19 protein-coding genes are annotated in these 21,736 nt (G+C 67.5%); 7 read left to right on the forward strand and 12 right to left on the reverse strand.

The features are described from left to right. Positions 1-16 precede the first annotated feature (16 nt). The 3 genes from HWX36_RS01480 to HWX36_RS01490 all read right to left on the reverse strand — a co-directional run bounded on the left by HWX36_RS01480 (position 17) and on the right by HWX36_RS01490 (position 2,305). A complete protein-coding gene (locus HWX36_RS01480; RefSeq protein ID WP_175950510.1) occupies positions 17-376 on the reverse strand; it encodes a type II toxin-antitoxin system RelE/ParE family toxin in 360 nt (119 codons plus the stop codon). Positions 377-503: 127 nt separating this feature from the next. Continuing rightward, positions 504-1,490 carry a pca operon transcription factor PcaQ gene (gene pcaQ / locus HWX36_RS01485; RefSeq protein WP_175950511.1) on the reverse strand — a complete coding sequence of 329 codons (987 nt, stop codon included), beginning with the start codon at positions 1,488-1,490 and terminating at the stop codon, positions 504-506. A gap of 77 nt (positions 1,491-1,567) precedes the next feature. Next, complete coding sequence (locus tag HWX36_RS01490; protein WP_175950512.1) at positions 1,568-2,305, reverse strand: helix-turn-helix transcriptional regulator; 738 nt, start codon at positions 2,303-2,305, stop codon at positions 1,568-1,570. A 120-nt stretch (positions 2,306-2,425) separates the two neighbouring features. Here HWX36_RS01490 and HWX36_RS01495 point away from each other — a divergent pair, with 120 nt between their 5' ends. The 3 genes from HWX36_RS01495 to pcaG all read left to right on the forward strand — a co-directional run bounded on the left by HWX36_RS01495 (position 2,426) and on the right by pcaG (position 4,570). After that, positions 2,426-2,992, forward strand: a complete 567-nt coding sequence (locus HWX36_RS01495; RefSeq protein ID WP_175950513.1) for a YiiX/YebB-like N1pC/P60 family cysteine hydrolase — start codon at positions 2,426-2,428, stop codon at positions 2,990-2,992. Positions 2,993-3,265: 273 nt separating this feature from the next. Further along, complete coding sequence (gene pcaH / locus HWX36_RS01500) at positions 3,266-3,973, forward strand: protocatechuate 3,4-dioxygenase subunit beta (RefSeq protein WP_175950514.1); 708 nt, start codon at positions 3,266-3,268, stop codon at positions 3,971-3,973. 3 nt (positions 3,974-3,976) lie between these two features. Continuing rightward, entirely contained in the window at positions 3,977-4,570 is a 594-nt protein-coding gene (gene pcaG, locus HWX36_RS01505; RefSeq protein WP_175950515.1) for a protocatechuate 3,4-dioxygenase subunit alpha, read from the forward strand. 458 nt (positions 4,571-5,028) lie between these two features. Here pcaG and HWX36_RS01510 read toward each other — a convergent pair whose 3' ends face one another. Further along, complete coding sequence (locus tag HWX36_RS01510; protein ID WP_175950516.1) at positions 5,029-5,808, reverse strand: helix-turn-helix transcriptional regulator; 780 nt, start codon at positions 5,806-5,808, stop codon at positions 5,029-5,031. Between the two features lie 139 nt (positions 5,809-5,947). Here HWX36_RS01510 and HWX36_RS01515 point away from each other — a divergent pair, with 139 nt between their 5' ends. Continuing rightward, positions 5,948-6,727 carry an alpha/beta hydrolase gene (locus HWX36_RS01515; protein ID WP_175950517.1) on the forward strand — a complete coding sequence of 260 codons (780 nt, stop codon included), beginning with the start codon at positions 5,948-5,950 and terminating at the stop codon, positions 6,725-6,727. 38 nt (positions 6,728-6,765) lie between these two features. On the opposite strand, the gene HWX36_RS01520 is transcribed toward HWX36_RS01515, so the two are convergent. The 8 genes from HWX36_RS01520 to HWX36_RS01555 form a co-directional block, all read right to left on the reverse strand. After that, on the reverse strand, positions 6,766-7,593 hold the full coding sequence (locus tag HWX36_RS01520) for a M55 family metallopeptidase (protein WP_175950518.1): 828 nt from the start codon (positions 7,591-7,593) through the stop codon (positions 6,766-6,768). Next, complete coding sequence (locus HWX36_RS01525; protein WP_175950519.1) at positions 7,590-8,663, reverse strand: P1 family peptidase; 1,074 nt, start codon at positions 8,661-8,663, stop codon at positions 7,590-7,592. The genes HWX36_RS01520 and HWX36_RS01525 overlap by 4 nt, the downstream gene beginning before the upstream one ends. After that, entirely contained in the window at positions 8,663-9,556 is an 894-nt protein-coding gene (gsiD, locus tag HWX36_RS01530) for a glutathione ABC transporter permease GsiD (protein WP_175950520.1), read from the reverse strand. The genes HWX36_RS01525 and gsiD overlap by 1 nt, the downstream gene beginning before the upstream one ends. A gap of 7 nt (positions 9,557-9,563) precedes the next feature. Then, complete coding sequence (gsiC, locus tag HWX36_RS01535) at positions 9,564-10,484, reverse strand: glutathione ABC transporter permease GsiC (RefSeq protein WP_175950521.1); 921 nt, start codon at positions 10,482-10,484, stop codon at positions 9,564-9,566. 79 nt (positions 10,485-10,563) lie between these two features. Beyond that, positions 10,564-12,126, reverse strand: a complete 1,563-nt coding sequence (gene gsiB / locus HWX36_RS01540; protein WP_175950522.1) for a glutathione ABC transporter substrate-binding protein GsiB — start codon at positions 12,124-12,126, stop codon at positions 10,564-10,566. 95 nt (positions 12,127-12,221) lie between these two features. Beyond that, positions 12,222-14,129, reverse strand: coding sequence for a dipeptide ABC transporter ATP-binding protein (locus HWX36_RS01545; protein ID WP_175950523.1), 1,908 nt, complete (start codon positions 14,127-14,129; stop codon positions 12,222-12,224). Between the two features lie 29 nt (positions 14,130-14,158). After that, positions 14,159-15,154, reverse strand: a complete 996-nt coding sequence (locus HWX36_RS01550; protein ID WP_175950524.1) for an isoaspartyl peptidase/L-asparaginase — start codon at positions 15,152-15,154, stop codon at positions 14,159-14,161. Next, positions 15,151-16,095 carry a MurR/RpiR family transcriptional regulator gene (locus HWX36_RS01555; protein ID WP_175950525.1) on the reverse strand — a complete coding sequence of 315 codons (945 nt, stop codon included), beginning with the start codon at positions 16,093-16,095 and terminating at the stop codon, positions 15,151-15,153. Before HWX36_RS01555 ends, HWX36_RS01550 begins: the two co-directional genes overlap by 4 nt. Positions 16,096-16,567: 472 nt before the next feature. Here HWX36_RS01555 and HWX36_RS01560 point away from each other — a divergent pair, with 472 nt between their 5' ends. From HWX36_RS01560 to HWX36_RS01570, 3 genes are all read left to right on the forward strand, one after another. Continuing rightward, on the forward strand, positions 16,568-17,839 hold the full coding sequence (locus HWX36_RS01560) for an MFS transporter (RefSeq protein ID WP_175950526.1): 1,272 nt from the start codon (positions 16,568-16,570) through the stop codon (positions 17,837-17,839). A gap of 27 nt (positions 17,840-17,866) precedes the next feature. After that, positions 17,867-20,287 carry a glycoside hydrolase family 31 protein gene (locus tag HWX36_RS01565; protein ID WP_175950527.1) on the forward strand — a complete coding sequence of 807 codons (2,421 nt, stop codon included), beginning with the start codon at positions 17,867-17,869 and terminating at the stop codon, positions 20,285-20,287. Positions 20,288-20,399: 112 nt separating this feature from the next. Beyond that, the gene (locus tag HWX36_RS01570; protein WP_175950528.1) at positions 20,400-21,587 is read left to right on the forward strand and encodes a porin; all 1,188 of its coding nucleotides are present in this window, start codon (positions 20,400-20,402) and stop codon (positions 21,585-21,587) included. Positions 21,588-21,736 lie beyond the last annotated feature (149 nt).

Raw genomic sequence — 21,736 nt, forward strand, 5'->3', positions numbered from 1 at the left:
AGGCGCAACCGGAAATTCAAATGGCGTGCGTCAGCGCCTTCAGGCGCGCGACGGTGACGTCGAGGTCGTCCGACGGCGTGGCCCGCGACTGCTTGAAGAAGCCATGCAGCAGGACCATCGTGTCGCCGACGACCGTAAACAGCACGCGGGCGCTCCGCCCCGGCAGCATCACGCGGATCTCCCACAGATCCCGCGCCATCTTCCGGACCAGCGGCATGCCGAGCGGCCAGCCGAGTTGAACGGTCTTGATCTCTTCGCCGATCGCTCTTCGCTCCGCTTGCCCGAGCGCCTTGAGCCATTCGCGCACCGGCTCGTTGCCTCGGGCCGTGCGAAAGAACCGCACGCCGAGCGTGACCTGGATCTGCTGTCTCGTCATCGTCTTGACACCAATCGTACCAAAAACGATACGATATGCCAAGCACCGCGAGGACGGCTACTGGCCGGATGGCCGGTCCGGAAGCGGAGACAGGAACCGGGCCAGGCTTGCCGCCCGGCCCGAAGGATCAGGGATTGCCGCGACCCGGCTTGCGCGCGGCGCGTGGCGTCCGGTGCGGGCGCTTGTCGCCGAACCGTGATCGTGCGATCTCGCGCACGGCATCGATCAGCGTCCGTGCGACCGGCGACGGCTGCGCATCGGTGCGCAGAATGAGCCCGACCGGCTCGTCGGTACCCGCGGACGGCAGCGGCAGGCGCGCCAGCGCACCGGCCGACAGATCGTATTCGGCCGCATAGAGCGGCACGAACCACACCGCGTCGTTCTCGAGCGCCAGCGCGCGCGCGACCGATACCGACAGCACCTCGATGAACGAATCCAGCGGCGGCGCGCCGCAAGCGCCGAGCAACTGCTCGGCCGACTGGCGGATCAGCGTGCCGTACGGCGGCAGCACGACCGGATAGCGCGCAAGCTCGGCCGCCGGCGCCGCGCTCGACAGCAGCGGATGCCCGGCGCGCACGACGGCGACGAGCGGCTCGTTGTACAACTGCTCGAACGCGAGCCCGATCATCCGCTCCGGCTCCGACAGCCGCCCGATCGCGCACTCGATCGCACCGGACTTCAGGCGTTCGAGCAGATCGGCGTTCGCGGCCGTCGCGATCCGCACGACGACGCGCGGCCAGCGCTCGGCGAGCGCCTTCATCAACGCGGGCGCGAGCGATGCCGCGACGGTCGGCAGCATGCCGATTTCCAGCGTCGCCGCGGCGGCCCCGCCTTCGCGTGCGAGCAACCCGACGCCCTGCCGCAGCGCCAGCACGCACGCATTCGCGTGCGGCATGAACAGCTGCGCCTCGCGGGTCGGCTGCGCCCCCTGACGGCCACGCTCGAACAGCTTCACGCCGAGGATCGCCTCCAGTTCGGCAATCGTCTTCGAGACGGCCGGCTGCGTGATCGACAGGCTTTCGGCCGCCTTCTGCACGCCGCCCAACTGCGCGACCGCGAGAAAGCACTGCAGGTGCCGGAACTTGACGCGGCCGTCGGCGATACGGTTATTCATAACGGGTCGTTATGGGATTGACGATGAAGTGCCATTTTGCATAACTTTCCGGATAGTCCCAAGCGCTCGACACTGCATCACGCGTGGCGCCGCAGTGCCTGGAAACCGGCCGGTTCCCACATCCGCTTCGCGATCAGCAAGCTGGTGCCGTGCTTTTGCGCGAGCGGTGCGGACGACGATTCCGCATGGAGCGCGGCCGCCTTGCTGCGCAGCCGGCGCAGCTCCAGTTCGAGCTCCGCGGAAGCAGCCTCCGTCAGCATCCCCTGCGAGAACGTCATCGTCTCGCCCTCCCCGTCGAAGCGGCTGTCGAGGAAATCGCCGAGTGCGTGCGCATGGAAGTAACGGCGGATCGGCCCGCCGGGCAGCCAGTCGAAATCGCGCGCGACGCGCACGCGAATCCGGTCGCCCGGCAACAGCGCGACGACGTTCATCCGGTCGAGCATCAGCAGGTATTTCACGCACTCGGCCTTCGTCACCTGATAGGCCGACACGATGTCCTCCACGGTCCAGTAATTGATCGCGCACACGGCGACGAGCAGCAGCTTGTCGTCCGACACGAGCAGCGCCTCCTGCTGCTCGGTCAGCACGTGCAGCCTCGGCGCCGACGCGGACGCCTCCTGCACGAGCTCGGCCAGCGTATAGCCGAGCAGTTGGGCGATCTCCACGACCCGCTCCAGCGTAAAGCGGCCGCTGGCGAACAGCCGCTTCACGCTTGTCTCGGAGACGTCGAGCGCACGTGCGACGTCGCGGTAGGTCATGCCCTGCGCCTTCAACTGGCGCTTCAGCATGTCGATAAGTTGGGCGGTTTCGGTCATTTTGGTATCGAAAAATGATGCTACAGGTCAGATATTAGGCTACCTGAGCACGCAGACGAACACTTTCAGATACTTGTCTGCATAATCCGCTCCGTGCTGTCACTCAACGACGGAGCCGAAATGACCACCCGAACCGAAACCGCTGCCTACGAATCGCATCACACCGCCCCGCGCGATGCCCGCGACACGGATCGCACGATCCCGCTCGCCACGCTCCGCACGCTGGCCGCCAGCGCGCACGTCGGGGATCTCGTGTTCATCCGCGTGCCGGCGAATGCGCCGCGCGACGCGGCAGGCGCGACGGGTGCGTGGGCCAATCGCTTCGGCATCGTCGTCGACACATCGGGCGACGAGCCCGTGATCGCCGAATCGGCGTTTGCGTGGACGAAGCTCACGCCGCTGTCGCGCTTCGTCGCCCGGACCGACGGCGGACGCATCGCGCTGGCCCGTCGCGTCGCGGCACCGACCACCGATGCGCAGCGCCGGATTCATTCAACGGCTGAACGGCGGATCGACGCGCTGCTCGGCAACCGCTTCAACCTGCGGACGCGGCGCGGGTTCTGCGCGAACTACGTGAGCGACGTGCTCGGCGCCGACCGGGATGCGACGCCGGCCGCACTGCTGCGCAGCGGCACGCTGGCACTCGAATTCGACGGGATCGTGTTCGATCCCGGCCGCCAGTCATAACAGGCGCTCAGGGAGACCCGACAACAACAAGAACGACAACACAAAAAAGCAGCGACGGGCTGGCTGGAGGGCCGTGCACGGGGTCGTCACCGACGACGCGAAGCCCGATCGCTTTTTCCGCCGGACAGGCATCTTGTCCGGCGGAATTTTCATTGGCGCGTCGAACATAACGAACAGTTATGCGATTCGCGAAAAAAGGTCATTTTGCATAACTTTCCGGATTAGCTAAAGTCCTGCCATCCCCTTCGCGAAATACCTATCAGGAGACACCCGATGGATTCCCCCACGATCCTCACGCCGCGCGACTGGCCGTCGCATCCGGCCTATGTCCACCCCGAGTACCGTTCGTCCGTGAAGCGCGGCCCGACGCGCCCGCTGATCCCGCTGAAGGAGAAGCTCCGCGACCAGTACGCGCCCGTCTACGGCGCCGAAGATCTCGGCGCGCTCGACCACGACCTGACGAAGAACGCGGTGAAGAACGGCGAGCCGCTCGGCGAACGCATGGTCGTCACGGGCCGCGTGCTCGACGAAGGCGGCAAGCCCGTGCGCAACACGCTCGTCGAGGTGTGGCAGGCGAACGCGGCCGGCCGCTACGTGCACAAGGTCGACCAGCACGACGCGCCGCTCGACCCGAACTTCCTCGGCGCGGGCCGCTGCCTGACCGACAGCGAAGGCCGCTACCGCTTCCTGACGATCAAGCCCGGCGCATACCCGTGGGGCAACCATCCGAACGCGTGGCGCCCGAATCACATCCACTTCTCGCTGTTCGGCGATTACTTCGGCTCGCGTCTCGTCACGCAGATGTATTTCCCCGGCGACCCGCTGCTCGCGTACGACCCGATCTTCCAGGGCACGCCCGAGGCCGCGCGCGATCGCCTGATCTCGCGCTTCTCGATGGACATCACCGAAGAAGGCTATGCGCTCGGCTACGAATTCGACATCGTGCTGCGCGGCCGCGACGCCACCCCGATGGAGCGCTGAACCATGACAACGCTGAAGCAAACCCCTTCGCAGACGGTCGGCCCGTACTTCGCATACGGCCTGTGCCCCCAGCAATACGACTACGACCTGAAGAGCCTGTTCACGCCGACGATCGCTGCGGCACACGCCGAAGGCGAGCACGTGCTGCTCGTCGGCCAGGTGTTCGACGGTGACGGCAACGTCGTCGGCGACGCGGTGCTCGAATTCACGCAGGTGGACGGCGCGGGCCGCTACCCCGCGTCGCGCGACGACATCGCGAAATCCGGCTTCACCGGCTTCGCGCGAGTCGGCACCGGCACCGATGCGCAGCAGCGCTTCGTCGTCGAGACGGTGAAGCCGGGCCGCATCGCCGCCGACGAAGCGCCGCACATCAACGTGACCGTGATGATGCGCGGGATCCTCACCCACGCGTTCACGCGCGTGTACTTCGACGACGAAGCCGCCGCGAACGCAGCCGACCCCGTGCTGAACGCCGTGCCGGCCGAGCGCCGCACGACGCTCGTCGCGAAACGCGACGCGCAGCCGGGCCGCCCGGTCGTCTACCGCTTCGACATCCGCATGCAGGGGCCGGACGAAACCGTGTTCTTCGACGTGTGACGCGCGTGCCGCCGCACGCCGGCTTCGCCCGCTACCTCACCGCCGCGTGGCGCGATACCGACAGGCATCGCGCCACGCGGCGTTTTTCGTGTTCCGCCGTCATCATTCGATGCTGCGGCGCATCGCGCCGGGCCATGTGTGCCGATGCCCGTTATCGCGAGCTTCCGCCCCCTGTAGCGAACGCGCGATTGAAACGCATGCTGCGACTGCACACAACTTGTCGATTCGGCAGGATATCGTTTGCGCGTTATGCGGCGTATTCTTCGTTATCCACAACGCGACCATGCAATTGAATCACGATCAGCAACAATTACGCCTGTAATGCGCGACACCGCCCCGCAGGCTGGACGCGCATTTTTTCTGACCGAGTGCCTTTAAACGCGTCTGACCGAAGTTGGCAGGCGCGTATTTTTTGCGGCAGCCGGCGCACCGGCCTGGCGTGCGCCGACTCCCTCCGGTTAGCGCCGAATCTCCAGATAGCGGCTTGGCGTATCGCCCAGAATGCGGCGAAACGCCGACGTGAACGCGCTGGCGCTCGCGTACCCGAGATCGAGCGCGACGCGCGTCACCGGCTGCCCGTCGCTCAAGCGCGCGATCGCCGCGAGCATGCACACCTGCTGGCGCCATGCGGCAAAACTCACACCCGTCTGCGCACGAAACTGCCGCGTGAACGTGCGACGGCTCACGCCTGCATCGGCGGCCACCTGGTCGAGATCGGCCGCGATCGACGGCGACGCGAACAGATGCCGGCACACCTTCGCCAGCCGTGCGTCGGCCGGCAGCGGCGCATGCAGCGACAGGCGCGGCATCGTCGCGATTTCCGCGACCAGCAGCGCCATCAGCTTGCCCGCGCGCCCGTCGACGTCGTACAGGGCCGGCAGGTCGATCGCATCGTCGATCAGTTGCCGCAGCAGCGCGGACACGCCATAGACACCGCACTGTTCGGGCAGGCCCGCCTCCTGCGCAGCGTCGACCGACACGAACGTGTTGAGCATCGTGACCGGCCCGGTCATCGTCATTTCGTGTCGCACGCTGGCCGGCACCCAACACGCGCGCTGCGGCGGCACCAGCCAGCGCCCGTGCGGCGTCGACACGCTGATCGTGCCGCGCGACGCGAACGCGAATTGCCCGCGCCCGTGCGCGTGCTCCGGAAACGTCGTGCCCGCCGCATAGTCGTTGGCGGTCACGACCACGCTCCGGGGAATGTTTTCGTAGGGATCTAGCAACGTATTTCTCACGGCCCGAATTCCATCATCAATGACCCGATATCGAAGGCGGGTCTCCTTCGCGCGATTTACGATCCGCTCCACCCTTGCGCGACCTGACGGCCGCAAGACCCGTCGGCCTGATCGGCCGGTTTACTGCATCGGAGCGGACATGCCGAATACGTTTCATCGCGTGGGGAGCGGCCCCCACCCTGTTCTTGTACTGCCCGGCTGGTTCGGCGACGCCCATGCGTTCGAACCCGTCGAAGCATGGCTGTCGCGTGACCACTTCAGCTATGTATTCATGGACTACCGAGGTTACGGCCACATGCGCGACTCGGCGGGCCGCTACACGATCGACGAGATCGCTGCCGACGCGCTCGCGCTGGCCGACGCGCTCGATTTCGCGACCTTCAGCGTCGTCGGTCACTCGATGGGCGCGATGGCGGCCGAGAAAATCGCCGTCATCGCGCCCGGGCGCGTGCGCGCGCTGGTGCCGATCACGCCCGTGCCGTGCGGCGGCCTGCCGTTCGACGCGGAGAAGCGCGCGCTATTCGAACGCGCCGCCAACCACGTCGCCGATCGCCGGACCATCATCGATCGCAGCACCGGCGGCCGGCTGCCCGCCGCCTGGGTCGAGTGGAAAGCCGCGTATTCGGCAGCCCGTTCGTCGCCGACGGCGTTCGGCGCGTACTTCAGCGCGTGGGCCGACACGGATTTCAGCGACGAGATCGCCGGCATCCATCCGGTGAAAGTGCTGATCGGCGAGCACGATCCGGCGTTCGACGCGGCGCTGATGGCCCGCACCTATCTGCGGCGCTATCCGCTCGCCACCGTCGACGTGCTGCGCAATGCGGGCCACTACCCGATGAACGAGACGCCGCTCGCGCTGGTCGCGGCGATGGAAGCGTTCCTGCTCGCCGCGAACGCGCGCCCTGCCAGCGACCACTGACGACGCACGGCGCGCAGGCAGCATGGCGTTGACCCGCATCACCGCAGCATGAACGACATCGCCGACAGACTGTTCAGCGTGCGCACCGCGTGCTCGACCGAAGGCCCGTCGAAGCGCAGCGTCACTGCATCGACGCGCGCCAGCGACGGCAGCACGCAGAACAGGTCGGCCAGCGCCGCCGTCTGCACGCGCAGCGTGCAAGCGGCCGGCGCGGGCCGATGGGCGCCGGCGCGCACACCTGCCGACAGCGCGTGCGCGACCGCTTCGCGCGCAGCCGTCGCGATCCGCGCACACGACGCGGCGGGCGTGAGCGTATCGCCGCTCGATGCGCCGCCGGCCGTCTTGACCGTCTCGAAATGCGCATCCGGAAACAGCGGCTGCGTTTCCTCGGCGAATACGTCGTCGCCCGTGGCCAGCGCGACGTGCGCGCCGTATTCCCGCGCCAGCGCGCCGTACAGCCCGGCTTCGCCGAGTTCGACGCCGTTCAGCCATACCTGCGTGAACGCAAAGCTGTTGATCGTGTGCGCGAGTACGCCGCGCGTCTGCGATTTCGCGTGATAGCCGATCATGAACACGAGGTCGGGCTGCTGTTCGAGGCCCGCCATCATCCCGAGCGTGCGCGGCTTGCCGAGCACGACACGCGCACGCGCATCGAGCCCGTCGGGCAGCAGGTTGCGGAAGCCGCCATGCGAATCGTTGACCCACACCGCCTGCGCACCGCCCATGAACGCGCCTTCGATCGCCGCGTTCGCCTCGGCGGTCATCCAGCGACGCGCACGCTCGTATTCCGGATTGCCGGCGCGCGTCTGCTCGGTGGCGAACACGCCGGCGACGCCCTCGATGTCGGTCGAAATCAGGATCTTCATGAATGGTTGGGACGGTGTGCGTTGAGCAGAGAGTCGAGATCGGGCACCGCGTCGCGCAGCGATTGCCGCACGTGGCCGTCGCGCCCGGCGACCGTCACGGCCTGCAGCAATGCATCGGCGATGGCGTGCTCGACGCTTTCGGCCGCGGCCATGAACAGCGGATCGAGCGCCGCATCGGCGACGAGGGCCGGCAGCGCGACCGTCGACGCGTCGTGCGCGATCGTGTAAGCGGTGGAGAAGGCGAGCGCGATGTCGCCGCTGCCGTGCCCGTAAACCGAGCCCGTGCGAGCCAACCCGGCGCCCGCGCGGCGCGCGAGCCGCGATAGTTGCCGCGCATCGAGCGGCGCATCGGTGGCCAGCAACAGGATGATCGAGCCCTGCTCGGGCGGTGCCGCGTGCGCAGCCTCGACCGCACGCCGTTGCGCGACGATGCGCCCGAGCGGCACGCCGCCGAGCGTCAGCATCGGCAGCCGGCCGAAATTCGCGAGCACGAGCGCGCCGACCGTATAAGGCCGCCCGGCCGCGACGGCGACGCGCGATGCCGAACCGAGCCCGCCCTTCAGGTCGAAGCTCGACATCCCGCGCCCGGCACCCACCGCGCCGCGTGCGACGTCACGCGACGCCGTGCGGCACGCGTCGTCGTAATGCGCGGCCGTGACCGCGAACGCCTGGATATCGTTCAGATAGCCGTCGTTGCACTCGAACACCAGCGGGTTGACGGTCGACCAGTCGCGGCCGATCTGCGGATTCGCCGCGATCGCCGCGCGAATCTGCGCCTGCGCGACCGCGCCGACGCCGAACGTATTGGTCAGCGCGATCGGCGTATCGAGCATGCCGAGTTCCTCGACCTGCACGAGCCCGACACTCTTGCCGAACCCATTGATCACGGCAACCCCCGCCGGCACCTTGCAGCGGTACACGTCGCCCGGATGCGGCTTCACGACGGTCACGCCCGTCTGCACGTTGCCGGCATCGAGCGTGCAATGGCCTACCGTCACGCCCGCCACGTCGGCGATCGTGCCGCGCGGCCCGGCCGGCAGCGTCGCCGTCCACATCGGTGAATTGCGCATCAACGGCGCTCCAGCTTCGGATCGAGCGCGTCGCGCAACCCGTCGCCGAGCAGGTTGAACGCGAGCACGGTCAGGAAGATCGCGAGGCTCGGGAAGATCGCGATGTGCGGCGCCGTCACCATGTCCGCACGCGCCTCGTTGAGCATCGCGCCCCACTCCGGCGTCGGCGGCTGCGCGCCGAGCCCGAGGAACGACAGGCTCGCGGCCGTGATGATCGACGTGCCGATCCGCATCGTGAAGTAGACGACGACCGACGACACGGTCCCCGGCAGGATGTGCCGCATGATGATCGTCCAGTCCGACGCGCCGATGCTGCGCGCGGCTTCGACATAGGTCATGTGCTTGAGCATCAGCGTGTTGCCGCGCACCAGCCGTGCGAACGCCGGGATGCTGAAGATCGCGACCGCGCAGATCACGTTGACCATCCCGTTGCCGAGGATCGCGACCACGCCGATCGCGAGCAGGATGCCCGGGAACGCGAACAGCACGTCGGCCACACGCATCGTGATGCGGTCCCACCAGCCTTCGTAGTAACCGGCGAGCAGCCCGAAGAACGTGCCGATCACCGCGCCGAGCGCGACCGAGAAGAAGCCGGCCGCGAGCGAGATGCGCGTGCCGGCGACGATCCGGCTGAAGATGTCGCGGCCGAGCGAATCGACGCCGAACCAGTGCACGGCCGACGGCCCCGCATTCAGCGCGTCGTAGTCGAAATAGTTCTCCGGATCGAACGGCACGATGTGCGGGCCGACGAACGCCAGCACGACGAGCGCCAGCACGAAGCCGCCCGCGACGAGCGCAACGGTCTGCTTGCGGAACTTGCGCCAGAATTCGCGCCACGGCGTGCGGATCGCGGTCGATGCGGCCGGCGCCGCGGTCTGGACTGTCGCGTTCATGCGCGCCTCACTTGAACCGGATGGTCGGGTTGATGACCGCGTACAGCACGTCGACGGTCAGGTTGATCAGGATGAACTCGAGCGAAAACAGCAGCACGATCGCCTGGATCACGGGGTAGTCGCGCATCGTCACCGCGTCGACGAGCAGGCGCCCGAGCCCCGGCCAGTTGAACACGACCTCGACGACGATCGAGCCGCCGAGCAGGAAGCCGAACTGCAGCCCCATCATCGTGACGACCGGGATCATCGCGTTGCGCAGGCAGTGCTTGAGCACCACCATCGGCTCGTGCACGCCCTTCGCGCGCGCGGTGCGCACGAAATCCTCGTTCAGCACCTCGACGAACGACGCACGCGTGAAGCGCGCCATCACGGCCGCGACCGCGGCGCCGAGCGTCAGCGACGGCAGCACGTAGCTTTTCCACGAGCCGTCCGGCACGACCGGCAGCCAGCCGAGCTTCACCGAGAAGATTTCCATCAGCAGCATGCCGAGCGCGAACGCGGGAAACGAGATGCCCGACACCGCCAGCGTCATGCCGAGGCGGTCCGGCCAGCGGTTGCGCCACACCGCCGACGCGATCCCGATCGCCATCCCGAACGCCGTCGCCCACACCATGCTGACGAGCGTCAGCATCAGCGTCGGCATGAAGCGTTCGCCGATCTCGGTCGAGACCGGCCGCTTGCTGCGCGTCGACATGCCGAAGTCGCCGTGCGCGATCTTCGTGAAGAAGGTCATGAACTGCGCGGGCAGCGGCCGGTCGAGCCCGAGATCGGCACGCACCAGCGCGACCGTCGCGTCGTCGGCTTCGGGGCCGGCCGCGAGCCGCGCCGGATCGCCCGGCAGCAGGTGGACGAACAGGAACACCAGCACCGCGACGATCGCGAGCGTGGGCAGCAGGCCGAACAGGCGTTTGACGAGAAAATTCAGCATGGGGCACCGATCGAATCAGCGTGCCGGCGGCTTGCGCCGCCGGCACCGCATGGCGGACGAACCGCCGTCATCACCACTGTCATTTCAGCGAGATTTCGTCGAAATTGAACGAGCCGTCCGGCATCACGTATGCGCCCTGCAACCGCTTGCTGCGTGCATACACGATCTTCTCCTGCACGAGGAAGATCCACGGCGCATCGGTCCAGATCTGCTTCTGCGCATCCGCGTAGAGGTCGGTCTTCTTCGCGCGATCGACCGTCTCGAGCGCCTTCGTCAGGTCGCCGTCGACCGTGTCGTTCTTGTAGTACGCGGTGTTGACGAGCTTCGGCGGCGCCGACGCGCCGGCGAGCAGCGGCGTGATCGCCCAGTTCGCTTCACCCGTCGACGACGACCAGCCGATGTAGTACATCCGCACCGGCGCCTTCGCCGGATCCGGCGCGCTCTCGACCTTCGCGACGCGCTCGCCGGCTTCCAGCGCCTGCACCTGCACCTTCACGCCGACCTGCGCGAGCTGCTGCTGCACGAACTGGATCGCCTTCTGCGACGTCGAGTTGTTATAGGCGGACCACAGCGTCGTCTCGAAGCCGTTCGGATAGCCGGCTTCCTTCAGCAGCGCGCGCGCCTTCGCCGGGTCGTACGGCCACGGGCCCAGCTTCGTCGCGTAGTCGACACCCTGCGGCACCACGCCGGTCGACGGCGTCGCGAAGCCGGAGAAAGCGACCTTCGCGAGCGCCTCCTTGTTCACCGCGTAGTTCAGCGCCTGCCGCACCTTCGGATTGTCGAACGGCTTCTGCAGCATGTTCAGCGACACGTAGCGCTGCACGATCGACGGCCGCTCCACGATGTCGACCTTCGGGTTGCCCTTCAGGTCGACCGCCTGCTCGAACGGGATGCGGAACGCGAAATCGGCTTCGCCCGTCTTGATCAGCGCGGCGCGCGTGTTGTTGTCGACCACCGGCTTCCAGTCGATCGCGTCGATCTTCGGATAGCCCTTCTTCCAGTAGCCGGCGAACTTCTTCACCTTCAGGTCGTCGGTCTGCTTCCATTCGACGAACTCGAACGGGCCCGTGCCGACCGGATGCAGCGCGATGTCGCGGCCCCACTTCTTCAGCGCAGCCGGCGAGATCATCACGGCCGACGGGTGCGCAAGCGTGTTGATCAGCGCCGAGAACGGCTCGCGCAGCGTGATCTTCACCGTGTACGGATCGACCACTTCGGTCTTCTCGATCACGCGGAACATGTTGTAGCGCTTCAGGTGGTTCGCGGGATCGGTCACGCGGTCGAAGTTCGCCTTCACGGCCGCCGCGTTGAAATCGGTGCCGTCGTGGAACTTCACGCCCTGGCGCAGCTTGATCGTGTAGACCTTCGCATCGGGGCTCGCGTCGTAGCTAGTCGCCAGCACGTTGACGAGCTTCATGTCCTTGTCGAAGCCGAACAGCCCCTGGTAGAACGACTTGACGACGGCCTGCGACACCGTGTCGTTCGCGTCGTACGGATCCATCGTCGTGAACGTCGAATCCACCGCCATCACCGCGGTCTGCTGCGCGAACGCCGGCACTGCGGCCGACAGCGCGAACGCGCCGGCGAGCGCAACGAAACACGCGCGCGGACGAAACATCGGGAACGAATGCTGCTTGGTCATGTTGCTGGGCTCCTATCGGTGAATCGGTGACGCCTCACGGGCGTTTCGGTTTCGACTTCCTGCAAGCTCGCGCATCGGCGTGGCGATGCATGCCTTCAGTACGCGCCGCCAACGCGGTGCGTCGCGACGTAATGATCGGGGCCGACCGCGACGAGCGGCGCGACGACCGGCTCGTCGCCGACCGCGCGGATCGGGCTCGGAATCTCGTCCGCCGCAAGCTGGCGCGGCGCATGCCGGCGCGCGGGGTCGGCCACCGGCACAGCGCTCATCAGCTTCTTCGTATACGGATGTTGCGGCGCCTCGAAGACCGCGCGGCGCGGGCCGATCTCGACGATCTGGCCGAGATACATCACCGCGACGCGATGGCTGATGCGCTCGACCACGGCCATGTCGTGCGAGATGAACAGGTACGCGACGCCGAGCTCGCGCTGCAGGTCGAGCATCAGGTTGACGATCTGCGCCTGCACCGACACGTCGAGTGCCGACACCGATTCGTCGGCGATCACGACCTTCGGGTTCAGCGCGAGCGCACGCGCGATCGCGATCCGCTGGCGCTGGCCACCCGAGAATTCATGCGGATAGCGGCGCGCGGCCTCCGGCGGCAGGCCGACCTTGTCGAGCAGCCAGTCGACGCGCGCCTGCGCTTCGCGGCCGCTCGCGACGCCATGCACGAGCAGCGGCTCCATGATCGAGAAGCCGACCGTCAGGCGCGGGTTCAGCGACGCGAACGGATCCTGGAAGATGAACTGGATGTTGCGGCGCAGCGCCTGCAGGTCCGGGCCCTTCAGCGCGCTGATGTCGCGGCCGTCGAACTCGATCGAGCCGCTCTGCGATTCGACGAGGCGCAGCAGCGAACGGCCGGTGGTCGACTTGCCGCAGCCCGATTCGCCGACCAGCGCGAGCGTCTCGCCCGCGCGCAGTTCGAAGCTCACGCGCTCGACCGCATGCACGTATTGCGACACACGGCCGAACACGCCGCTCTTCACCGGGAAGCGCGTCACGAGATCGCGCACGCGCAGGATCGGCGCCGCAGACCGATCGACAGGCGGCTGCGCCTCGTCGTTCGCGGCGGTGGCGGGCGACGCCGCCGGCGCTGCCGCGCTCGCGCCCTCCACCTTCAGCAGCGGGAATTTCCCGGGCGCATCGGTGCCCCGCATCGAGCCGAGTTTCGGCACGGCCGCGAGCAGCGCACGCGTGTAGCGATGCTCGGGCGCGGCGAAGATGCGCTCCGATTCGCCCTCCTCGACCTTCTCGCCGCGATACATCACGAGCACGCGGTCGGCCACTTCGGCCACCACGCCCATGTCGTGCGTGATGAAGATCACGCCCATGTTCATTTCGTCCTGCAGCCCGCGCACCAGTTGCAGGATCTGCGCCTGGATCGTCACGTCGAGCGCGGTCGTCGGCTCGTCGGCGATCAGCAGCGAGGGCCGGCACGACAACGCCATCGCGATCATCACGCGCTGCCGCATCCCGCCCGACAGCTGGTGCGGATAGCGCGCGAACACGCGGCGCGCCTCCGGGATGCGCACGAGTTCGAGCAGCCGCAGCGTCTCCGCGCGCGCTTCCGACATGTTTTTCGACTGATGCAGCGCGATCGCCTCGCTGATCTGGTCACCGACGGTGAACACCGGGTTCAGCGACGTCATCGGCTCCTGGAAGATCATCGCGATGTCCGCGCCGCGAATGCCGCGCATCGTCGCGCCGCTGGCCTGCGCAAGATCGACGAGCGCACCGCCGCGCCGGCGGAACGCGATCCGGCCGTTCGTGATCGCGCCGCCGCCATGCTCGACGAGCCGCATCAGCGCGAGCGAGGTGACCGACTTGCCCGAACCCGATTCGCCGACGATCGCGAGCGTCTCGCCGCGATCGACGTGAAACGACACGTTGCGCACCGCGTCGAACGTCGCGCCTTCGCGGCGGAACGTGACCGACAGGTCGTCGACGGCCACCACGCGCTGCTCGGGCAGCACCAGGCCGGACGGGTTACGGCTCGAAGTCATCGTGGCTCTCCTCCTCGTGCGGTCTACGATCAGGCCGTGTCGTCGTCGCGATAGATGCCGACCACCGGCGCTTCACCGACGCGCGCGTAGCCGCGGTACATCCCTTCGGTGTTGAACGGCATCGCGACGTTGCCCTGCGCGTCGACCGCGATGATCCCGCCGCGGCCCGCGAGGCGCGGCAGCTTGTTCATCACGACGTCGTGCGCGGCATCGGCGAGCGATGCGCCGCGATATGCGATCTGCGCGGCCACGTCATGCGCGGTCGCGAGCCGGATGAACATCTCGCCGGTGCCGGTGGCCGACACCGCGCAGGTTGCGTCGTCCGCATAGCAGCCCGCGCCGATGATCGGCGAATCGCCAACACGCCCCGGCTGCTTGTTCGTGATGCCGCCCGTCGACGTCGCCGCCGCGATGTGGCCGTGCCGGTCGCACGCGACCGCGCCGACCGTGCCGTGCTTGCGGTCCGGATCGAGCGGTTCGGCCGGCTGCTGCCGCGATTTGCCGAACGCGAGACTCGCCGCGTCGTGGTCGAGCATGGTGCCCGCCGCTGCGCACGCCTTGAGCCACTGCGCGTGACGCGCCTCGGTGTCGAAGTAGCCCGGTTCCGCGAGTTCGAGCCCCTGCGCGGCCGCGAACGCATCGGCGCCCTCACCCGCGAACAGCACGTGCTCGCTCGCTTCCATTACACGCCGCGCGGCAAGCACGGGATTGCGCACGCGCGTCGCGCAGCAGATCGCGCCGGCGCCGAGCGTCGCGCCGTCCATGACCGCCGCGTCGAGTTCGTGCTTGCCGTCGGCCGTATAGACGGCGCCACGCCCGGCGTTGAACAGCGGACAGTCCTCGAGCATCCGCACCGCGACGGTGACGGCGTCGAGCGCGCTGCCGCCATCGGCCAGCACCTGCTGCGCGGCCGTCAGGATCGCGGTCAGTTCGGCACGGTATTGACGTTCGGTGTCGGAATCCATCGCCTCGCGCAGGATCGTGCCTGCGCCGCCGTGAATCGCAACGATCGCGGATGAAGTCATGTTTTTTTCGGACGGTGAGAAGGAGGGTTGGCGGCCGGCAGCGTCGCTTGCGGCTGGACGAGCCACGGCAGCAGGAATTCGGTCATCTCGGCCGCGGATTTCGCGGACCGGTGCGTGCGCAGCGCGACCGCGTCTATCAGCGCCTCGATCATCGCGAGCACGGCCGCTTCCGACGTGGCCGCGAAGCGCCGTTCGGCCTTGACGTACAGGTTCAGCGACGCGATCGGCGCAAGCGGCGATTGCGGGCCGTCGGAAATACCCAGTACGCGTGCGCCGCGTGCGGCCGCGCGACGGGCGAGTTCGATCGTGTCCTTCACGTAGCGCGGAAACGCGAGCGCGATCACGAGATCGCGCGAGTCGGCCGTATACAGCCGCCGCGCCGCGTGCGACGGGCCGCCGAGCAGCGCGAGCGACTGCACGTTGTCATGGCAGACGGACAGCCCGTGCTCCATCAGCCCGGTGAGAAACGCGCTCGACCCCGCGCCGAGGATCAGCACGCGACGCGCGCCGACGATCGCCTCGACCGCGGCCTCGACATCGGCCGCATCCAGTTGCGCGCGGGTGTTCTCGATGTTCGCGACGGCCTGGTCGAATACCGCATCGATCCACGCGGCGCCGCGTACGCCGGGCTCCTGCTCCTGCGCGGAACGCAGCCGCTCGACCGGCCCGAGCGTCGCCTCGAAGCCACGCACCAGCGCCGCGCGCATCGCCGGATAGCCGTCGAAACCGAGTGCCTTCGCGAAGCGGTTCGCGGTCGCGATCGACGCGTTCACGGCCTGCGCGAGTTCGTCGATGCGCATCGTCGCCGCGCGGAACGGATTCGCGAGCACGAACTCCCCCATGCGCCGGTGGATCGGCGTCATCAACGGCATCGCCGACGCGATCCGCTCGGCAATCGCGGATTCGTCTTGACTGGCGTCGTGCAGAACGAGAGGCGTCATGCGAAGGGTGGTTGCAAGGATGATGAAAATGAATTTACACAACTCCCATCCTGAAAAGAAATAAATTTTCATCCGGATTGTCGCGCCCCATCCCACGCCTTGCGATCGCCCGACGCCCGCACAGCCCCGCCGCACGGGCCTTTGGCACGTGATCGCCGTGCGGCGCCGCGCCTGCTGACTGCCCTCGCGAGTCGGGGAAAACCCCGACCAAGTTCGTTCGAATGCATTTTCACGTTGACCCGATTCGAATTCGAACATAGGATGTTCGCAAATGATCAGTCGTCAGATAACATTGGCCTTCGACGACGCCGAAATGTTCGCTTGAACACCCCTATTCCGGCTCGAGCCGGGAAAACTGGCGCCCATCAAGATCGGACATCGTACAAATAAAGCGAAACAGGCCATCCCGAACGGATGGTCGTCATGGATCGGGCCGGCGCCGCGCGCCGGCCCTGCCCGACAGGAGACAGCAGTGAAGACAGTCAAGGCGTTGCGCTGGTGGATCATCGTGCTCGTGTGTCTGGGCACGATCCTCAATTACCTCGCACGGAATTCCCTCGCGGTGCTCGCCCCCGAGCTGAAGCAGGTGTTCGCGATCTCGACGCAGCAGTATTCGTACATCGTCGGCGCGTTCCAGATCGGTTACACGATCATGCAGCCCGTGTGCGGCTTCGTCGTCGACCTGATCGGGCTGCGGCTCGGGTTCGCGCTGTTCGCGATGCTGTGGTCGGTGGTCGGCGTTGCGCACGGCTTCGCGTCGGGCTGGCTGTCGCTCGGCATCCTGCGCGGCTTTCTCGGCCTGTTCGAAGCCGCCGCGATTCCGTCGGGGATGAAGGCGGTTGCCGAATGGTTTCCCGATCGCGAAAAATCCGTCGCGGTCGGCTACTTCAACGCGGGCACGTCGCTCGGCGCCGCGATCGCGCCGCCGCTCGTCGTGTTCATCTCGATGCGGTTCGGCTGGCAGGCGGCATTCATGGTCACCGGCGCGCTCGGCTTCGTGTGGGCTGCGCTCTGGTACACGCAGTACCGGTCGCCGGCCGATCATCCGCGCATCACGCCGCAGGAGCGCGCACTGATCCGCGACGGCCAGGCGACGATGCCGCCGGTGTCGAAGCGCCGCATCCGCGACGTGGTCACCGCGCGGCGCTTCTGGGCCATCGCGCTGCCGCGCTTCTTCGCCGAGCCCGCGTGGCAGACCTTCAGCTTCTGGATTCCGCTGTACCTCGCGACCGAGCGCCACATGCCGCTCACGCAGATCGCGATCTTCGCGTGGATGCCGTTTCTCGCGGCCGACGCCGGCGGCATCGCGGGCGGCTACCTGTCGCCGTTTCTCGCCAACCGCTTCAAACTGCCGCTCGTGTGGTCGCGCGTCGCCGGCGTCGCGCTCGGCGCGGTGCTGATGCTCGGGCCCGCGATGATCGGCCTCGTGGCGTCGCCGTACACGGCCATCGCATTGTTCTGCGTCGGCGGCTTCGCGCACCAGATGATCTCCGCGCTCGTCAACACGCTGTCGGCCGACGTGTTCGACTCCGAGGAAGTCGGCACCGCGAGCGGCTTCGCCGGGATGGCCGCGTGGATCGGCGGGCTCGGTTTCTCGCTGCTGGTCGGCGCGCTCGCGGACAAGATCGGCTATGCGCCGCTGTTCGCATGCCTCGGCCTGTTCGACATCATCGGCGTCACGCTGCTCGCGGTGCTGATCCGCGGGCAGTCGAAGCAGGAACGCCTGCTCGCACGGCACGCCTGACCTTCGCTTTCACAGGAAATCGCATTCATGACTTCGCTTCTTCATCCGCCCGTGTTCCGCGTCGCCGGCCGGCACGCGAACCGTGTGCTGCTCGCGTCCGACGCGGGCGCGACCATCGAGATCTTCGTGCTCGAGGACGACATCGTGCGCGTGCGCGTGCTGCCCGACGCGACGGCGCGCAACCCGCGCACCTGGTCGATCGCACCGGGCCTCGACGACGTGCCGCTCGACGGGCGCGACCGCCTCGACCTCGACGGCTTTGCCCTGCCCGCCTATACGCTCGACGAAGACGACGACGGCGTGCGCATCGAGACCGCGCAGATCCGCGTCGTGGTGCGCCGGCAAGGCGGCCATTGCACGTGGTCGATGCGCGGCGCGGACGGCACGTGGCGCGTTGCACTCGCCGACCGCGCGACGCAGGCGTACAACTTCGGCTGGTGGGACGATCGCGCGTATCACTACGTCGCCCGCGAGCGGGGCGACAAGGTGTTCGGCCTCGGCGAACGCGCGGGCGACCTCGACCGCACCGGCGCGCGCTTCGAGATGCGCAACATCGACGCGATGGGCTACAGCGCGAAGCACACCGATCCGCTGTACAAGCACATTCCGTTTTACATCACGTGGTCGCCCGATGCATGCCAGGGGTTCGGGCTGTTCTACGACACGCTGTCGGACTGCGCGTTCGACATGGGCCGCGAGCTCGACAACTATCACGGCCCGTACCGTTATTTCGTCGCCGAGCACGGCGATCTCGACTACTACTTCATCGCATCGCCCGACACGCCGCTCGCGGCCGCGCGGCGCTTCACGTGGCTCACCGGGCGCCCCGCGCGCACGCCGAAATGGGGGCTCGGCTATTCGGGCTCGACGATGAGCTATACCGATGCGCCGGACGCGCAGCAGCAGATGAACCAGTTCGTCGAACAGTGCGACACGCACGACATCCTGTGCGATTCGTTCCACCTGTCGTCGGGCTATACGTCGATCGGCGCGAAGCGCTACGTGTTCAACTGGAACCGCGACAAGTTTCCCGACGCGAAGGGCTTCGTGAAGCATTACCGCGACCACGGCATTCGCCTGTGCGCGAACATCAAGCCGTGCCTGCTGCGCGACCATCCCGCATTCGATGACGCCGCAAAGCGCGGGCTGCTGATCCGCTCGGCGTCCGGCGAGCCTGCGTGGGTGCAGTTCTGGGACGAGGTCGGCGCCTATCTCGACTTTACGCAGCCTGACGCGTACCGCTGGTGGCGCGAGCAGGTCACGTCGGCGCTGCTCGAATACGGGATCGAGTCGACCTGGAACGACAACAACGAATACGAGATCTGGTCGCCCGACGCGATCGCGCACGGCTTCGGCCAGCCGTTTCCCGCGCGCGACGCGAAAGTCCTGCAGACGATGCTGATGATGCGCGCGTCGCGCGACGCGCAGCGCGCGCATGCGCCGGGGCAGCGGCCGTACCTGGTGTCGCGCTCCGGCGGCGCCGGCATGCAGCGTTATGTCCAGACCTGGTCCGGCGACAACTACACGTCGTGGGAAACCTTGCGCTACAACCTGAAAATGGGCCTGGGGCTCGCGCTGTCGGGCGTGTCGAACATCGGTCACGACATCGGCGGCTTCTCCGGGCCCGCACCGTCGCCGGAACTGCTGCTGCGCTGGGTGCAGTTCGGCATCTTCATGCCGCGCTTCAGCATCCATTCGTGGAACGACGACGGCACCGTCAACGAGCCGTGGATGTACCCGGAGATCACCGCGCAGATTGCGTCGCTGATCAAGCAGCGCTACCGGCTGCTGCCCTACCTCTATCACCTGCTGTGGCTGTCGACGACGCGCTACGAGCCCGTGCTGCGGCCGACCTTCGCCGATTTCCCCGGCGATGCGCGCTGCTACGACGAATGTGACGAGATGATGCTCGGCGACGCGCTGCTCGTCGCCCCGGTCGTCGATCCCGGCCTGACGGCGCGCACCGTCTACCTGCCGTCGGGCGCGCGCTGGATGTGCTGCGCGAGCGCGCAGTCGTTCGACGGCGGCACGAGCGTGACGCTGCCCGCGCCGTTCGACACGCCGGTGATGTTGCTGCGCGAGGGCCGCGTGCTGCCGCTGAACGTCGCGGAACAGCATTTCGGCGCGCGTGCCGACACGCGCGGCTTCCTCGTCGCGCCGCGCATCGAGGACGGCGTCGCACAGGGCGAATGCGTCGAGGACGACGGCGAGACGGAAGCATGGCGCGACGGCGAATACGGGCTGTGGCGCATCGAGACCGGCCGCGAGGCGTCGGGCGCGCTCGGCGTATCGGTGCGCTGGAACGGCTGCCCGGCGCGCCCGGCCGATCGCGTCGAGATTCTGCTGCCCGCGTCGCTGCAAGGCCCGGTCGCCGCGCGCGGCGCGCGCGTCGAACACGATGCGCAGGATGGCGCATGGCGCCGCCTCGTCGTCGCATTCGACAGCTGAACCGCATAACCCTGGCAAGGCGGGCCGTTCATGCGGCCCGCCGCCCGTCACAGAGGAGGCGACCGAGCCTCCCTTCCACCTTGAAAAGATGAAGCGATCTGGAGATTCGACGATGAAAGCACCCGTCAACCGCTATGCAATCCTGATTTTATCGGCCGCGTCGCTCGGCACGACCGCCGCCCACGCGCAAAGCAGCGTGACGCTGTACGGCGTCGTCGACGATTCGCTCGCGTACGTGAACAACCAGCAGGGCCACTCGAACATCTACATGCGCGACGGCAACCTGTATGCGTCGAAGTTCGGGCTGCGCGGCGACGAGGATCTCGGCGGCGGCACGCATGCGATCTTCGACCTGCAGTCCGGCTTCAACCTGAACACCGGCGCGCAATCCGCCGCCGGCACGATCTTCAATCGCCAGGCGTTCGTCGGCCTGCGCAACGATCATTACGGCACGATGACGGCCGGCCGCCAGTACACGCCCTACTTCCTGTTCGTCGGCCCGTACGCGTCGAGCAGCTGGCTGACCGGCGCAACGGGCGCGCATCCGGGCGACATCGACGGCCTCGACACGACGATCCGCGTGAACAACTCGGTCACCTATACGTCGCCGACCTTCGCGGGGCTGACCGCAAGCGCGATGTACGCATTCGGCGGCATTGCGGGCGCGACCGGCAAGGGCAACACGTTCAGCGCCGCGCTGCGTTATGCGAACGGGCCGATCGGCGTCGCGGCCGGCTACCTGCGCATCAACAGCTCGGGCTCGACGGCCGGCTTCCTGAATCCGGCGACCGCCGCATCGGGCAGCTTCGCGGTGTCCGTATTGAACCAGGGCTACCTGACCGCGAAGGCCGTCGAGCAGGTCGCGGCAGCCGGCAACTATACGCTCGGCGACCTGACGATGGGCGTCAATTATTCGAACGTGAAGTACCTGCCCGGCAACGGCTCCGCGTTCACGGACACAGCCGTGTTCAACACCTACGGCGCGCTCGCCGCGTACCGCTTCACGCCGGCGTTCTCGGTGGCCGGCGCGTTCGCATACACGCTCGCGTCGAAGGCGAACGGCATCGACAGTGCGGCCCGCTACCAGCAGTATTCGCTGAAGGAGTCGTACAGCCTGTCGAAGCGCACGACACTGTATGCCCTGCAGGCATACACGCATTCGAGCGGACAGACGCTCGGTGCGCAAGGCGCCGGCCACGTCATCGACGCGGCACCAATCGTCGGCGATTCGCAGCAGCTCACGCCGTCGACGACGCGCGGCCAGTTCGTCGGCATGGCCGGCATCGCCGTCACGTTCTGAACCTCCATGGCAGCGCCTTCGGCGCGCTGCCCCTGCCCCGGGCGACACGCTTTTCCGCATTCCACGCGTGCCGTCCGGGCGCCCGACACACGTCCGTCACGGCGCTTTCAGCGCCCGGTCCGCCCGCCGGGCGAACCCCGCGGGTTTTC

It is taken from the genome of Burkholderia sp. BCC0405, assembly GCF_902833075.1.
Taxonomy (GTDB): domain Bacteria; phylum Pseudomonadota; class Gammaproteobacteria; order Burkholderiales; family Burkholderiaceae; genus Burkholderia.

Bases quoted from the DNA above. Each gene is read 5' to 3' on its own strand.
- HWX36_RS01480 (WP_175950510.1), bottom strand. From the start codon at position 376: ATGACGAGACAGCAGATCCAGGTCACGCTCGGCGTGCGGTTCTTTCGC.
- pcaQ (WP_175950511.1), bottom strand. From the start codon at position 1,490: ATGAATAACCGTATCGCCGACGGCCGCGTCAAGTTCCGGCACCTGCAG.
- HWX36_RS01490 (WP_175950512.1), bottom strand. From the start codon at position 2,305: ATGACCGAAACCGCCCAACTTATCGACATGCTGAAGCGCCAGTTGAAG.
- HWX36_RS01495 (WP_175950513.1), top strand. From the start codon at position 2,426: ATGACCACCCGAACCGAAACCGCTGCCTACGAATCGCATCACACCGCC.
- pcaH (WP_175950514.1), top strand. From the start codon at position 3,266: ATGGATTCCCCCACGATCCTCACGCCGCGCGACTGGCCGTCGCATCCG.
- pcaG (WP_175950515.1), top strand. From the start codon at position 3,977: ATGACAACGCTGAAGCAAACCCCTTCGCAGACGGTCGGCCCGTACTTC.
- HWX36_RS01515 (WP_175950517.1), top strand. From the start codon at position 5,948: ATGCCGAATACGTTTCATCGCGTGGGGAGCGGCCCCCACCCTGTTCTT.
- HWX36_RS01520 (WP_175950518.1), bottom strand. From the start codon at position 7,593: ATGAAGATCCTGATTTCGACCGACATCGAGGGCGTCGCCGGCGTGTTC.
- HWX36_RS01525 (WP_175950519.1), bottom strand. From the start codon at position 8,663: ATGCGCAATTCACCGATGTGGACGGCGACGCTGCCGGCCGGGCCGCGC.
- gsiD (WP_175950520.1), bottom strand. From the start codon at position 9,556: ATGAACGCGACAGTCCAGACCGCGGCGCCGGCCGCATCGACCGCGATC.
- gsiC (WP_175950521.1), bottom strand. From the start codon at position 10,484: ATGCTGAATTTTCTCGTCAAACGCCTGTTCGGCCTGCTGCCCACGCTC.
- gsiB (WP_175950522.1), bottom strand. From the start codon at position 12,126: ATGACCAAGCAGCATTCGTTCCCGATGTTTCGTCCGCGCGCGTGTTTC.
- HWX36_RS01545 (WP_175950523.1), bottom strand. From the start codon at position 14,129: ATGACTTCGAGCCGTAACCCGTCCGGCCTGGTGCTGCCCGAGCAGCGC.
- HWX36_RS01550 (WP_175950524.1), bottom strand. From the start codon at position 15,154: ATGACTTCATCCGCGATCGTTGCGATTCACGGCGGCGCAGGCACGATC.
- HWX36_RS01555 (WP_175950525.1), bottom strand. From the start codon at position 16,095: ATGACGCCTCTCGTTCTGCACGACGCCAGTCAAGACGAATCCGCGATT.
- HWX36_RS01565 (WP_175950527.1), top strand. From the start codon at position 17,867: ATGACTTCGCTTCTTCATCCGCCCGTGTTCCGCGTCGCCGGCCGGCAC.
- HWX36_RS01570 (WP_175950528.1), top strand. From the start codon at position 20,400: ATGAAAGCACCCGTCAACCGCTATGCAATCCTGATTTTATCGGCCGCG.